This window comes from Brevundimonas sp. SS2672, from assembly GCF_059579685.1.
On the sequence record NZ_CM184201.1, the window covers coordinates 937,450 to 949,958 of the forward strand.

At 67.5% G+C, this 12,509-nt stretch carries 15 protein-coding genes and 1 tRNA gene; 6 read left to right on the forward strand and 10 right to left on the reverse strand.

Annotation, left to right across the window (positions count from 1 at the left end; translation table 11 throughout):
* Positions 1 to 77: 77 nt before the first annotated feature.
* From AC52GN_RS04705 to AC52GN_RS04715, 3 genes are all read right to left on the reverse strand, one after another.
* Positions 78 to 599, reverse strand: a complete 522-nt coding sequence (locus AC52GN_RS04705; protein ID WP_496528326.1) for a c-type cytochrome — start codon at positions 597 to 599, stop codon at positions 78 to 80.
* An 85-nt stretch (positions 600 to 684) separates the two neighbouring features.
* Positions 685 to 1,311 (reverse strand): TetR/AcrR family transcriptional regulator, encoded by a 627-nt coding sequence (locus AC52GN_RS04710; protein ID WP_312220255.1) that lies wholly within the window; start codon positions 1,309 to 1,311, stop codon positions 685 to 687.
* A gap of 20 nt (positions 1,312 to 1,331) precedes the next feature.
* A tRNA-Thr gene (locus AC52GN_RS04715) sits at positions 1,332 to 1,407 on the reverse strand.
* Between the two features lie 51 nt (positions 1,408 to 1,458).
* On the opposite strand from AC52GN_RS04715, the gene AC52GN_RS04720 reads away from it, so the two are divergent.
* The gene (locus AC52GN_RS04720) at positions 1,459 to 1,809 is read left to right on the forward strand and encodes a DMT family protein (protein ID WP_343828985.1); all 351 of its coding nucleotides are present in this window, start codon (positions 1,459 to 1,461) and stop codon (positions 1,807 to 1,809) included.
* 4 nt (positions 1,810 to 1,813) lie between these two features.
* Here AC52GN_RS04720 and AC52GN_RS04725 read toward each other — a convergent pair whose 3' ends face one another.
* The gene (locus AC52GN_RS04725) at positions 1,814 to 2,251 is read right to left on the reverse strand and encodes an HIT family protein (protein ID WP_496528327.1); all 438 of its coding nucleotides are present in this window, start codon (positions 2,249 to 2,251) and stop codon (positions 1,814 to 1,816) included.
* Between the two features lie 113 nt (positions 2,252 to 2,364).
* Here AC52GN_RS04725 and AC52GN_RS04730 point away from each other — a divergent pair, with 113 nt between their 5' ends.
* Together AC52GN_RS04730 and AC52GN_RS04735 are read left to right on the forward strand one after the other, a co-directional pair.
* Positions 2,365 to 2,724, forward strand: coding sequence for a phage holin family protein (locus AC52GN_RS04730; protein WP_496528328.1), 360 nt, complete (start codon positions 2,365 to 2,367; stop codon positions 2,722 to 2,724).
* A 66-nt stretch (positions 2,725 to 2,790) separates the two neighbouring features.
* On the forward strand, positions 2,791 to 3,366 hold the full coding sequence (locus AC52GN_RS04735; protein WP_496528329.1) for a DUF2239 family protein: 576 nt from the start codon (positions 2,791 to 2,793) through the stop codon (positions 3,364 to 3,366).
* A 19-nt stretch (positions 3,367 to 3,385) separates the two neighbouring features.
* On the opposite strand, the gene AC52GN_RS04740 is transcribed toward AC52GN_RS04735, so the two are convergent.
* Entirely contained in the window at positions 3,386 to 4,783 is a 1,398-nt protein-coding gene (locus AC52GN_RS04740) for a serine hydrolase (protein ID WP_496528330.1), read from the reverse strand.
* 264 nt (positions 4,784 to 5,047) lie between these two features.
* On the opposite strand from AC52GN_RS04740, the gene AC52GN_RS04745 reads away from it, so the two are divergent.
* Positions 5,048 to 5,518: a phasin family protein gene (locus AC52GN_RS04745; protein WP_291781458.1), complete on the forward strand. Its 471-nt coding sequence runs from the start codon at positions 5,048 to 5,050 to the stop codon at positions 5,516 to 5,518.
* Positions 5,519 to 5,574: 56 nt separating this feature from the next.
* Here the strand turns inward: AC52GN_RS04745 and AC52GN_RS04750 are convergent, their stop codons facing one another.
* The gene (locus AC52GN_RS04750) at positions 5,575 to 6,114 is read right to left on the reverse strand and encodes a nuclear transport factor 2 family protein (RefSeq protein WP_496528331.1); all 540 of its coding nucleotides are present in this window, start codon (positions 6,112 to 6,114) and stop codon (positions 5,575 to 5,577) included.
* A gap of 140 nt (positions 6,115 to 6,254) precedes the next feature.
* On the opposite strand from AC52GN_RS04750, the gene clpS reads away from it, so the two are divergent.
* On the forward strand, positions 6,255 to 6,584 hold the full coding sequence (gene clpS, locus AC52GN_RS04755) for an ATP-dependent Clp protease adapter ClpS (RefSeq protein WP_003164443.1): 330 nt from the start codon (positions 6,255 to 6,257) through the stop codon (positions 6,582 to 6,584).
* A gap of 12 nt (positions 6,585 to 6,596) precedes the next feature.
* Positions 6,597 to 8,900 (forward strand): ATP-dependent Clp protease ATP-binding subunit ClpA, encoded by a 2,304-nt coding sequence (clpA, locus tag AC52GN_RS04760; RefSeq protein WP_496528332.1) that lies wholly within the window; start codon positions 6,597 to 6,599, stop codon positions 8,898 to 8,900.
* Between the two features lie 79 nt (positions 8,901 to 8,979).
* Here clpA and AC52GN_RS04765 read toward each other — a convergent pair whose 3' ends face one another.
* The 4 genes from AC52GN_RS04765 to AC52GN_RS04780 all read right to left on the reverse strand — a co-directional run bounded on the left by AC52GN_RS04765 (position 8,980) and on the right by AC52GN_RS04780 (position 12,495).
* Complete coding sequence (locus AC52GN_RS04765; protein WP_343828993.1) at positions 8,980 to 9,285, reverse strand: CsbD family protein; 306 nt, start codon at positions 9,283 to 9,285, stop codon at positions 8,980 to 8,982.
* Positions 9,286 to 9,386: 101 nt separating this feature from the next.
* A complete protein-coding gene (locus tag AC52GN_RS04770; RefSeq protein ID WP_496528333.1) occupies positions 9,387 to 10,535 on the reverse strand; it encodes a GNAT family N-acetyltransferase in 1,149 nt (382 codons plus the stop codon).
* A gap of 172 nt (positions 10,536 to 10,707) precedes the next feature.
* Entirely contained in the window at positions 10,708 to 11,166 is a 459-nt protein-coding gene (locus AC52GN_RS04775; protein ID WP_496528334.1) for a RidA family protein, read from the reverse strand.
* Between the two features lie 54 nt (positions 11,167 to 11,220).
* On the reverse strand, positions 11,221 to 12,495 hold the full coding sequence (locus tag AC52GN_RS04780) for a DNA polymerase IV (RefSeq protein WP_496528335.1): 1,275 nt from the start codon (positions 12,493 to 12,495) through the stop codon (positions 11,221 to 11,223).
* Positions 12,496 to 12,509: the final 14 nt, after the last annotated feature.

Consider the following 12,509-nt stretch of genomic DNA (forward strand, 5'->3'; position numbering starts at 1 on the left):
GTCAGACGTCCCGCAACCCCTCATCCGACCTCGCTCCGCTCGGCCGCCTTCTCCCGCAAGGGGAGAAGGGCGGGAGGTTACTCTGGCTTGAACCCCGTCTCGACCTTCAGGAAGGCGATGACATCCCGGCGGTCCGTGGCGTCGGGCAGGCCGGCGAAGCTCATCTTGTTGCCGGGCAGGAAGGTACGCGGGTTCTGCAGCCAGTGATCCAGGGTTTCGGCGTCCCAGGTGAAGTCCGCCGTCCGCATGGCGTGGGAATAGCTGTATTTCTCCCGCGCTCCGGCCTTGCTGCCGAAGACGCCATAGAGGTTCGGTCCCGTCATGTTCGGCCCGCCGGGCGTGATCGTGTGGCATGAGCGGCAGCGAGCGAAGGCGCGTCGGCCGTTCTCAAGGTCGCCATCATTATAGGGGGCGGGCAGGGCGGCCAGCATGGCGAGCTTCTCGGCCTCGGTGGGCGCCGGGGCCTTGGGCGCTTCGGGCGCGCTGTCGGCTGCGGGACTGGCGCTCTGACCGCAGGCGGCCAGGCCAAGGGCGCCGGCCATCACGATAGCCGGGCCGGCGGCGCGGCGGATCGAGGGGAAGGACGAAAGACGGGACATGACGCACTCCTTGGCCGAGGGGCATGCTTTAGCCCATGGGGGCGTCGCCGCAATGGACAGCTTGTCCAAGCGCAGGCGGGCGGCGTCAGCGGCCGGTGGTGAGCTTCACCACGATATGGGCGGTGGTGTCGATGATGGCCTCGGGCGTGTCGGCGCGTCGCATCAGTTCGAAGCCGGCGGCCACGGATTCCACCAGGTTCGCCGTTTCATAGGACGCCAGGCGGGGATTGAGGCCCTCGGGGTGCAGGCCGCTGGCGTGGGCCTGGGCGATGCGGCGTTCCAGCGCCAGGTGCAGGCGGCGCAGGCGGCGGATGCGGCTCTCTGCGAAGGCGGGTTCGCCCATGTCGGCCAGCATGTGCTCGATCCGCAGCACCGGCCCGTGGTCGCTCCACAAGCCCAGCACCTCCAGCACATAGGCGCGCGCCGATTCGAAGGCGCGTTCGCCCGACCAGTCGGCGTGGATATGGGCGCCCAGTCGCTGGAAGTCCTCCCCGGCCTCCTCGCACAGCAGCAGCAGGCCTTCCTCGACCGAGGCGAAGTAGGTGTAGAAGGTCGGCGCCGAAACCCCGGCCGTCATCGCCACGTCCGCCGGGCGGATTTCGCCCAGATGCTTGGTGTTCAGCAGGGCGCGCAGGGCGTCCAGCAGGGCGCGGCGGGTGCGGGCGCCCCGCGTTCGGATCCTGTGACCCAGCTTGTTGGTCGTCTCGGACATGAAGGAGGCGGCCGCGAGAGTGGTGCCGGTTGCAGGAATCGAACCCGCGACCTTCGGTTTACAAAACCGCTGCTCTACCAGCTGAGCTAAACCGGCGTGGCCCGCCTTATGCTGGCGGAATCTGTTTGACGCAAGCACCCTGATCGAATGCCGTCGCTGCCCTATCTCGCGCCCATCGTCATGCTGGCGCTGTCCAACGTCTTCATGACCTTCGCCTGGTACGGCCACCTGAAATTCGGGGCCAAGCCGCTATGGATCGTGGTCCTGATCAGCTGGGGCGTCGCCTTCTTCGAATACTGGCTGGCCGTGCCCGCCAACCGCATCGGCCATCAGGTCTATTCGGCGGCCGAACTGAAGACCATGCAGGAGGTGATCACGCTGCTGGTCTTCGCCGTGTTCTCGGTCGCCTGGCTGGGCGAGAAGCTGACGGTGAACCACCTGATCGGTTTCGCCCTGATCGCCGGCGGCGCCTTCTTCATCTTCAGGGGGCCGCTGTAGGCCGTCAGTCCAGCTCGGCTGCGATGCGCTGCGCCAGGACTTTCAGTTGTTCGGCGTCGGCCATGGGGGCGTGGCCGTGGCCCTTCATCGGGCGGTCGGCCCAGCGCGGCACGATGTGGAAATGCAGGTGGAAGACCGTCTGGCCGCCTGCATCGCCGTTGAACTGCATCAGGCTGAGGCCCTCGGGCTTCAGCGCCTTCTCGACCGCGCGGGCGGTGCGCTGGACGGCGGCGGTCAGCCTGGCCAGGGCCTCGGGCTCGATCTCCAGGATGTTGCGAGCAGTCGAGGTCTTGGACACGACCAGGACGTGACCCTCCGACTGGGGAAACACGTCCATGAAGGCCAGGACGTCGTCGTCCTCCCACACCTTCACGCTGGGCATGTCGCCGCGCAGAATCTTGGCGAAGATGTTGTCCGTATCGTAGGCGCCGTGAAGGCTCATGGGGGTCTCCTTCGGGGTAGGGCGACCAGCCTAGCAGGCGATCTCGCCCGGCGCACGGAGCGGAACGCCGCCCCATGCGCTTATATGGTCAAGGTTCTACACACGGAGGCGTCATGCTGGGTTTCATCGTTCAGGCCGTGGTCACGGCGATCGGCCTTTGGGCCTCGGCCAAACTGGTGCCGGGGGTGGAGTTCACCTCGACCGGCTCGCTGATCGCGGCGGCGGTCATCCTGGGCGTGGTCAACGCCTTCGTGCGGCCGCTGATGGTGATCCTGACGCTGCCTCTGACCATCGTCACCTTCGGCCTGTTCCTGCTGGTGGTGAACGCCGCCATGATCGGGCTGACGGCCATGTTCCTGGGCGGCTTCGTCGTCGACGGCCTGTGGGCCGGGCTCGGCGCGGCCATCGTCACCGGCGTCGTCAGCTGGATCGCCGGCGCCCTGTTCGGGGGCGTGGACGAGCGGCGCTCATAAATTATCCGGGTAATATTGACGCGATAATATCATCCGGGTAATTCCGTCTTCAACAAGCGAGGACGGATGATGACCCTATGCACGGCCTTCGACGGCCACACGATGATCGCAGCCGGACCGCTGGCTCAGGTCGCCGCAGCGACGAAAGCCGCGCACGACGCCGGACGAGCGGTCCTGGTCTTTCGCGACGAGGATGCGCGACCGATCGATCTGGATCTGCGCGGCGATCTGGAGGCGGTGCTGGCGCGTCTGCCGCAGGAGCAGCCGCAGCCTGAGCCGGAGAAGCGCGGACCGGGGCGGCCGAAGCTGGGCGTGACCGCGCGGGAGGTGACCCTGCTGCCGCGCCATTGGGACTGGCTGGCGTCACAGCCGGGCGGGGCGTCGGTGGCTCTGCGCAAGCTGGTCGAAGCCGCCCTGCGCGAGGCGGAGGGGCCGGACCGGATGCGTCGCAGCCGCGAGGCGGCCTATCGCTTCATGACGGCCGTGGCGGGCGACCTGCCGGACTATGAAGAGGCCGTGCGGATGCTGTTCGCGGGCGACTGGACGGCGTTTGACGCCCGCACGGAGGCCTGGCCGGCGGACATGCGTGATTACGCCCGTCGCCTGGCCGAGCCGGGATGGCGTAACGGCCAGGGACGCTGAGAAATCAGGGACGCTGAGATCAGCTGGGGCGGATCACCATGCAGGTGACGCGACGCTCGGACAGGGCCTCGCATGCCGCCTCGGCGGACTGCTGGGTCATGCCGGTGAAGCGCGAGCGATACCAGCCGTTCGCCGTTTGCACGTCGCGCTGGGCGCTGGAGAACTGGGTGCGGAAGCGGCGGCTGACGTCGTTCAGCCAGTCGCGGGCCACGGCCTCTTCGCGGAAGGCGCCGACCTGGACCGTCCAGCGACCGGCCGGGGCAGGGGCGGCGGCGCGCGCAGGCGGGTTGCGGGTCGCGCGGGCCGGCGCGGCGGCCGAACCGCCGTTCAGGGCGGCGGTCAGGTTTTCGGGCGGGCGGTTCTCTGCGCGGCGGGCCGACGGCGGCGGCGTCACCTCGGTCGGCAGGTTGCGCGGCGGCGGGCCGGCCACATAGGCCACCTCGGTCGAGGAGCCGTGGCCTTCGCCGTCCTCGTCGGACAGGGAGGCGTAGGCGACGGGCGGCGAGGGATCGGCGCTGATCCCATAGCCGCGCTGCTCGAAGAAGGCCTGGGCCACCTGGATCCGCTCGCCCTGGCCGCGACGACGCTGGACCTCGAAGCCCGTGTCCATCAGCTCGGCGACGTGGGCGTTGCGGCTGGCGGTCGAGCGGCCGCCCATGACGATGGTGATGATCCGCTTGCCGTCGCGCACCGAGGAGGCCGCGAGATTGTAGCCCGAGGCGTTGGTGAAGCCGGTCTTGATGCCGTCATAGCCGCGCCCGGTGGCCAGCAGGCCGTTGGTGTTGCGGTAATCGCGGCCCTTGTAGAACCAGTCGTGCAGGCCGAGGTAGCGGTAGTATTGCGGATAGTCGCGCATGACCGCGCGGCTGAGGATCGACAGGTCGCGCGCCGTGGTCGCCTGGCGCGTGTCGGGCAGGCCGTTGGCGGTGGTGAAGCGGGTATGCTCCATCCCCAGCTCGCGCGCCTTTTCCGTCATCATCTGGGTGAAGCGGCCTTCGGAGCCGCCGATGTGTTCGGCGATGACCACGGCCATGTCGTTAGCGCTGCGGACGGCCGTGGCGCGCATGGCGTCGTCCAGGCTGATCGTCTGACCGGCCGCCAGACCCAGCTTGGACGGCGGCTGCGACGCGGCGCGCGGGGAGACGGTCAGGTTGTCGTCCAGCTTGACCTTGCCGGACTCCAGCGCCTCGAACGTCAGGTACAGGGTCATGACCTTGGTGATGGAGGCCGGATAGCGCCGGGCGTCGGCGAAGCGCGAGAACAGCACCTCGCCTGAGGCGGCGTCGACCACGATGGCGGCGTAGCGAGCGTTGTCTGACGACTGGGCTTCCGGCGGCGCGACGCCGATCGTCGGCGTCAGGACGATGCCTCCCAGGACCAGGGCGGCTAGGAAACGACGGCGAAACAGGGCGTTCATGGGCAAGCTACTAGCCTCGTCACTGTGGCGCGAAGACGGCTGCGATCACGCACGTTACAAAGGCTAACATCGGCCCTGCCGGTTTCGAGAGGGTTAACGGGCCGTCAACGGAGTTGTGATCGCCCCAGACGGTCGCTTGGTTATCAGCGATCATATTGTGCGTCGCACAAATTTCACTTGAAGTCTCTTCGCAGGTGCACCATATCGCCGTTGTCGCGGTGGGTTCGCCCGTCGCAAGAACCCTTTCGCTTCAGGAGACTCCCCATGGCTGACGCCGCTGAGACCGTGAAGAAGACCGTCGAACAGACCACCGCCAAGGCCAAGGCCCAGGCTGAATCCATCCAGGCCGCCGGCGCCAAGGCGTTCCGCGAAGGCGTCGACAAGTCCGTCGCCTCGCTGAGCGAGCTGAACGCCCACGGCAAGAAGAACCTGGAAGCCGTGGTCGAATCCGCCGCCGCCGCCCAGAAGGGCGCCGAGGCCCTGTCGCAACAGGCCGTGGCCTACGGCAAGAAGTCCTGGGAAGACGGCGTCGCCGCCGCCCAGTCCTTCTCGCAGGCTCGCTCGGTGCAGGAACTGTTCGAACTGCAGACCAACTGGGCCAAGTCGGCCGCCGAGGCCTATCTGGCCGAGTTCGGCAAGGCGACCGAGACCATGACCGCCTCGGTCAAGGACAGCTTCAAGCCGATCAACGAGCGCGTTTCGGCCGCTGTCGAGCAGTTCCAGGCCGCCCGCTAAGGCGCGACTGCACGCTCAATGTAAATGGGGCCCTGGCGGAAACGCCGGGGCCTTTTTCATGGTGTCGGTTCGGCGCTCATGGGTGCGTGATCGATGCTGAAGGCGCGCGCCAGCCGCCAGCGCCCGTCCGGCTCCAACCGCCACAGGACGGAGAAGCGGGCGCGCCCGACCAGGGTTTCCGGCCCGTCGCCCTGCCATTCGTAGAACAGGTGGCTGCCTTCCTCGACGGCGCCGACGCCGGGGATGGCGTAGACCCGCATCGTGCCGGGCACCAGTTCGCGCCGTGAGCGCCAGGCGTCGGGGGCGGCCCGCGCCGTACAGCCCTGGCGATAATCGTCGATGAAGCGCGTCCGCGTCGCCGTCAGTCCGCCCCGGTCGTGATAGAATTCCAGGTCGTCCGTCACCAGATCGGCCAGGGCCTCGGGATCGCACCGGTCGAACATGACCGAGAACAGGGCCGCGTCCCGTTCGGCGATTATGGCGGCGAGGGCAGCGTCATCGTGAGGGGCGGCGGGCGTCTGGGCCAGCATCAGGGCGGCGAACAGTCCGGCGATCATGGGCATGGCGGCGATCCGGGGCAGGGAACGGAAGCGCATTGGTGCGGTTCCTGAGCCGAGATGTCCCGTGAATCTTTGGTCAGGCGACGGGGGTCACGCAGGCTGTGACTGGACGCATCTACAAATCAGGCCATCATTCCCTATCTGATCTTTTGACACTCCCCGACTACGGACCACGAATGCCTAACAGACGGCCAGGTGAACAGGGCGGAGGCGCAGGCGCCGCCGTCGTCACCGAGACAAAGCCGAAACTTCAGCGGCCCTCGCTCTATCGGGTGCTGATCCTGAATGACGACTACACCCCCATGGAGTTCGTCATCTATGTGCTGGAGCGGTTCTTCCAGAAGAGCCGCGAGGACGCGACCCGCATCATGCTGCACGTGCACCAGCATGGCGTCGGGGTCTGCGGCGTCTTCACCTACGAAGTGGCCGAAACCAAGGTCGCCCAGGTGGTTGAGACGGCGCGACGCCACCAGCACCCCCTGCAATGCACGATGGAAAAGGACTGAGAGGAACCTGCCATGCCTTCGTTTTCCCGTCCTCTCGAAGAGACCCTGCACCGCGCGGTCCACTACGCCAACGAGCGCCGGCATGAATACGCCACGCTCGAACATCTGCTGCTGGCCCTGATCGACGATCCGGACGCCTCGGCCGTGATGACGGCCTGCAACGTCGATCTGGGCGCGCTGAAGGCTGCGCTCGGCGCCTATGTCGATACCGATCTGGCCGCCCTGGCCACGGCCGACGGCGACGACGCCAAGCCTACGGCGGGCTTCCAGCGCGTGATCCAGCGTGCGGTCATCCATGTCCAGTCGTCCGGCCGCGAGGAAGTGACCGGCGCCAATGTGCTGGTCGCCATCTTCTCCGAACGCGAAAGCCACGCCGCCTATTTCCTGCAGGAGCAGGACATGACGCGCTATGACGCGGTCAACTTCATCGCCCACGGCATCGCCAAGAAGGCCGGGGCCAACGAAGCCCGCTCGGTGCGCGGCGCCAGCCCCGAAGAGGCCGAGGACGGCTCGGTCGTCAAACAGGGCGGCGAGGCGCTGGAGGCCTATTGCATCGACCTGAACGAGAAGGCCCGCAACGGCAAGATCGACCCCCTGATCGGGCGTCAGGCCGAGGTCGAGCGCTCGATCCAGATCCTGTGCCGCCGCACCAAGAACAACCCGCTTCTGGTCGGCGACCCCGGCGTCGGCAAGACCGCCATCGCCGAAGGTCTGGCGCGCAAGATCGTCAACGGCGAGGTGCCGGAGGTCCTGAAGGACGCGACGATCTACAGCCTCGACATGGGGTCGCTGCTGGCGGGCACCCGCTATCGCGGCGACTTCGAGGAGCGGCTGAAGCAGGTCGTCAAGGAACTGGAGAGCCACGACAACGCGGTCCTGTTCATCGACGAGATCCACACGGTGATCGGCGCGGGCGCGACCTCGGGCGGGGCGATGGATGCGTCGAACCTGCTGAAGCCTGCGCTGGCGTCTGGCAGCCTGCGCTGCATGGGCTCAACGACCTATAAGGAATATCGCCAGCACTTCGAGAAGGATCGCGCCCTGGTGCGCCGCTTCCAGAAGATCGACGTCAATGAGCCGACGATCGAGGACACGGTGAAGATCCTCAAGGGTCTGAAGACGACCTATGAGACGCACCACAAGCTGCGTTTCACCGACTCGGCCATCCGCACGGCGGTCGATCTGTCGGCGCGCTACATCACCGACCGCAAGCTGCCGGACAAGGCCATCGACGTGATCGACGAGGCGGGGGCGTCGCAGATGCTGCTGCCGGAATCGAAGCGCAAGAAGGTCATCGGCCAGAAGGAGGTCGAGGCCGTCATCGCCAAGATGGCGCGCATCCCGCCCAAGTCGGTGTCGAAGTCGGACACGGAATCCCTGCGCGAGCTGGAAACCGATCTGAAGCGCGCCGTCTTCGGTCAGGAACAGGCGATCGATCAGGTCTCGTCGGCGATGAAGCTGGCGCGGGCGGGTCTGCGCGACCCGAACAAGCCGATCGGCGCCTTCCTGTTCAGCGGCCCCACCGGCGTCGGCAAGACCGAAGTCGCCAAGCAACTCGCCGCCACCCTCGGCATCGAGATGCAGCGCTTCGACATGTCCGAATACATGGAGCGCCACACGGTCAGCCGACTGATCGGCGCGCCTCCGGGCTATGTCGGCCATGACCAGGGCGGCCTGCTGACCGACGCCGTCGACCAGCATCCGCACTCCGTCGTGCTGCTGGACGAGATCGAGAAGGCGCACCCCGACGTCTACAACATCCTGCTGCAGGTGATGGACAACGGGACGCTGACCGACGCCGTGGGCAAGAAGGTCGATTTCAGGAACGTCATCCTGATCATGACCACCAACGCCGGGGCCGCCGACAATGCGCGCGCGGCCATCGGCTTCGGCAGGGGCAAGGTCGAGGGCGAGGACGAAAAGGCCATCCAGCGCCTGTTCGCGCCCGAGTTCCGCAACCGTCTGGACGCCATCGTGGCCTTCAAGCCGCTGGGCGCCGAGACGATCCGCTCGGTGGTGACCAAGTTCGTGCTGCAGCTGGAAGCCCAGCTCGCGGACCGCAACATCACCATCGAACTGACGGATGAAGCGACCGACTGGCTGGCCAAGAACGGCTTTGATGAACTGTATGGCGCGCGTCCGCTGGCCCGCGTCATTCAGGAGCACATCAAGAAGCCGCTGGCTGACGACATCCTGTTCGGCCGCCTGACCCGCGGCGGACACGTCAAGGTCGAGCTGAAGGACGGCAAGATCGCCTTCGACATCACCCCGGCCAAGGGCGCGGCGGTGAAGGAAGAGGAAGAAGAGACGGCCTGATCATTCATAAGGCTCAAAGAGAAAGGCCCGGACGTCGCCGTCCGGGCCTTTTTTCTCCCTCGAGGGGATAAGGGCTTTATCAGCGCTTGCGGCCCAGGGCGCCGAGCAGCACCGCCGCGCCGGCGATGATGCCGGTGGTCAGAAGCGGCTTGCGGCGGGCGAAATCAAGCCCCTTTCGGGCCGGGTCGCGCAGGTCGGCGGGGGCTTTGTCCACCATGCCGTCCAGGCCGTCGATGACGCGGCCATAGGCGTCCAGCGCCTTGCCCTTCACTTCGTTCAGCTTGCCGTCGACCTGAAGCTTGCTGTCGCCGGTCAACCGGCCCAGGCCGTTCTGGGCCTTGCCCTTCAGCTCAGTCGCGACGCCTTCGATACGTTGGTCAGTCATGATGATCCCTGTGTTGAGGAGGAGACTTCCACCCCAAGCGCATCCGGCCGCCGACGGTTCCTGACCCGATGCGCCTCGCGACGAATTGTCAGCCCTGAAGATCAGCCCTTGCGGTAGGGCGACAGCTCCGCCGTCATGGCGTGCATTTCGGACTCCACCGCCGGACGCTCCTGATCCAGGTAGCGCGCGACCGGATCGCGCAGGGCGGGATCGGCGATGAAGTGGGCTGAATAGACGGGGGAGGGCAGGTAGCCGCGCGCGATCTTGTGATCCCCCTGCGCCCCCGCCTCGACCCGCGACAGGCCGCGCGCGATGGCGAACTCGATGGCCTGGTAGTAGCACAGCTCGAAATGCAGGAAGGGCCGGTCGACCAGCGTCCCCCACTGGCGGCCATACAGCGCCTCGCGGCCGATGAAGTTCAGGGCGCCGGCCACCGGCGTATCACCCTCGAACGCCATGACCAGGGCGATGCGGTCGGCCATGGTCGCGCCGACGCGGGCGAAGAAGTCGCGCGTCAGATAGGGCCGCCCCCACTTGCGGTCCCCGGTGTCCATGTAGAAGGCGAAGAAGGCGTCCCAATGCGCCTGCGTGATCTCGGCGCCGGTGAGGACGCGAATGTCGAGGCCCGCCTGCGCCTCGCGTCGCTCGCGCCGGATGGTCTTGCGCCGATTGGATGACAGGGCGCCCAGGAAGTCGTCGAAGCTCTGATAGCTGTCGTTGCGCCAGACGAACTGGATGTCCCGACGCGGCAGCAGGCCCGCCTCGGCCATGGCGCGCCACTCGTCCTCAAGCGGGAAGTTGACGTGAAGGGACGACACGCCCAGCCGCTCGGTCAGGGTCAACGCGCCTTGCAGCAGGGCCTCGCGCACCGTGGCGGCGTCCGTTCCCGGCGCGTTGAGGAAGCGCGGGCCCGTCGCGGGGGTGAAGGGCACAGCCCCCAGCAGCTTGGGGTAATAGCGCCCGCCCGCGCGCTGATAAGCGTCGGCCCAACTGTGGTCGAAGACGTATTCGCCCTGGCTGTGGCCCTTCAGATAGAGGGGCATGACGCCGATCACGACGCCGTCTTCATCGCGCAGGGACAGGTGGCGCGCCGCCCAGCCCTCGGACGGGACGGCGCTGCCGGACGCCTCGCAGGCGTCGAGGAAGTCGTAGGAGACGAAAGGATCGCCGCTTGGGGCCGCACAGGCGTCCCATGCGGCCCGGCCGATAGCGGCGATGCTGTCGTGAACCTGAAGCGTGAAACCCGACACCTCTATCCTTCTCCCCTCGGGGGAGAAGGTGGGCGCTGAAAGCGCTCGGATGAGGGGGCTGTGTCCGCGTGCGAAACGGCTGGCGATGAGGAGACGGCAGGCGTCCCCCTCATCCGTCTCGCTGCGCGAGCCACCTTCTCCCCCGAGGGGAGAAGGCAGGTCTTCGCGGTTGTCACTTCACCTCGATGATGGCGTCCACTTCGACGGCGAAGCCGAGCGGCAGCTTGTAGACGCCGACGGCCGAACGCGAGTGCTTGCCCGCGTCGCCGAAGACCTGGACCATCAGGTCCGAGCAGCCGTTGATGACAGCGGGAATGGCCTCGAAGTCCGGCCCGGCCTGGACGAAGCCGCCCAGCTTTACGATGCGGACCACGCGATCCAGGTCGCCGTCGACGGCGGCGTTGATCTGGGCCAGCAGGTTGACGCCGCACAGGCGGGCGGCCTCGGCGGCCTGCTCCGGCGTCACGTCCACGCCGACGGTGCCCTTGATGCCGCCGCTGGCGTCGTTCGACAGCTGACCCGAGATGAAGATCTGCTCGCCCGAGCGGACGTAGGAGACATAGCTGGCGACCGGCTTGGCGGGCTCGGGCAGGGTGATGCCGAGTTCAGCGATGCGGGCGTGGATGCTCATGGGGCGACTCCGTATGAAAGGGTTGAGGGGGTTTAGCGCGGCGCGGCGGCCGCGTCATCCGGGGCGTTCACCGGGGCGCTTCAGCGCGCGCCCGGCGACGACGGCGGCGGCCCCGAACTTGTCGCGCAGGGCGTCGATGGCCGTCTCGGTCTTCAGGGCGCGGGTTTCGCTCGTGGCGAACAGGCCGGCCGGGGCGTCCTGGGCGTCGGCGATGTCGGCCATGCCGATGCCGATCAGCCGATAGGGCACGCCCAGTTCCGGATTCAGCAGGTCGCGCCCGGCGGCGAACAGGGCGCGCGCCGTCTGCACCGGCTCGGCCAGAGTGGTGCGGCGGGTGACGATCTTGAAGTCGGTCTTGCGCAGCTTCAGCACCACGACGCGGCTGGCCACGCCGTCGCGCCGGGCCTTGGACGCCAGCTTTTCGCACAGGGGCCACAGCTCGGCCTCCAGCGCTTCGGCCGTGGTCAGGTCGTCGTTGAAGGTGGTCTCGGCGCTCATGCCGCGCCGGTCGTGGTCCGGGTTCACCGGGCGGCTGTCGCGGGCGTGGCTGAGGTCATGCAGGCGCAGGCCCGTCTCGCCATAGCGCCGGATCAGGTCCTTGACCTCTGCCGCAGCCAGATCGCCGATGGTGGCGAAGCCGTCCGAGCGCAGGGTGCGGCCGAACACCGGCCCGACGCCGGGCAGGGCGGTCACGGGGCGCGGCGCCAGCAGCCCTTGCGCTTCTGTCGCGCCGATGACCGAAAAGCCGCGCGGCTTGTCCAGTTCGGAGGCGATCTTGGCCAGGAAGCGATTGGGCGCCAGGCCGATGGAGACGGTCAGCCCGGTCTCGTCCTCGATCCATTTCTGCAGACGCGCCAGTTGGAAGGCGGGCGGCCCGCCGTTCAGCCTCTCGGTGCCCTTCAGGTCGATCCAGGCCTCGTCCAGCGACAGAGTCTGAACCAGCGGCGTCAGCTGTTCCAGCGCACCGAAGATACGACGGCTCTCGGCTCTGTATTTGCTGAAGTCCGGCTTGATGACGACCGCGTCGGGGCAGGCCTTCAGCGCCTTGAACATCGGCATGGCCGAGCCGACGCCGTACAGCCGCGCCACATAGCAGGCGGTGGAGACGACGCCGCGCTTGCCGCCGCCGACGATCACGGGCCTGTCGCGCAGTTCGGGTCGGTCGCGTTTCTCGACCGAGGCGTAGAAGGCGTCGCAGTCCAGGTGGGCGATGTGCAGGTCGCTCAGTTCGTCATGGGCGATCACCCGGCGCGAGGCGCACGACGGGCACCGCGCGACCTTGCGGTCGCCGGTCCACAGGCAGTCGCGACAGAGGGCCGTAAGGGCCACGCAGGAACTCCGTT

Bases quoted from the DNA above. Each gene is read 5' to 3' on its own strand.
- AC52GN_RS04735 (WP_496528329.1), top strand. From the start codon at position 2,791: ATGATGACCCTATGCACGGCCTTCGACGGCCACACGATGATCGCAGCC.
- AC52GN_RS04725 (WP_496528327.1), bottom strand. From the start codon at position 2,251: ATGAGCCTTCACGGCGCCTACGATACGGACAACATCTTCGCCAAGATT.
- AC52GN_RS04710 (WP_312220255.1), bottom strand. From the start codon at position 1,311: ATGTCCGAGACGACCAACAAGCTGGGTCACAGGATCCGAACGCGGGGC.
- AC52GN_RS04775 (WP_496528334.1), bottom strand. From the start codon at position 11,166: ATGAGCATCCACGCCCGCATCGCTGAACTCGGCATCACCCTGCCCGAG.
- AC52GN_RS04705 (WP_496528326.1), bottom strand. From the start codon at position 599: ATGTCCCGTCTTTCGTCCTTCCCCTCGATCCGCCGCGCCGCCGGCCCG.
- AC52GN_RS04740 (WP_496528330.1), bottom strand. From the start codon at position 4,783: ATGAACGCCCTGTTTCGCCGTCGTTTCCTAGCCGCCCTGGTCCTGGGA.
- AC52GN_RS04745 (WP_291781458.1), top strand. From the start codon at position 5,048: ATGGCTGACGCCGCTGAGACCGTGAAGAAGACCGTCGAACAGACCACC.
- AC52GN_RS04750 (WP_496528331.1), bottom strand. From the start codon at position 6,114: ATGCGCTTCCGTTCCCTGCCCCGGATCGCCGCCATGCCCATGATCGCC.
- clpS (WP_003164443.1), top strand. From the start codon at position 6,255: ATGCCTAACAGACGGCCAGGTGAACAGGGCGGAGGCGCAGGCGCCGCC.
- AC52GN_RS04720 (WP_343828985.1), top strand. From the start codon at position 1,459: ATGCCGTCGCTGCCCTATCTCGCGCCCATCGTCATGCTGGCGCTGTCC.
- clpA (WP_496528332.1), top strand. From the start codon at position 6,597: ATGCCTTCGTTTTCCCGTCCTCTCGAAGAGACCCTGCACCGCGCGGTC.
- AC52GN_RS04765 (WP_343828993.1), bottom strand. From the start codon at position 9,285: ATGACTGACCAACGTATCGAAGGCGTCGCGACTGAGCTGAAGGGCAAG.
- AC52GN_RS04730 (WP_496528328.1), top strand. From the start codon at position 2,365: ATGCTGGGTTTCATCGTTCAGGCCGTGGTCACGGCGATCGGCCTTTGG.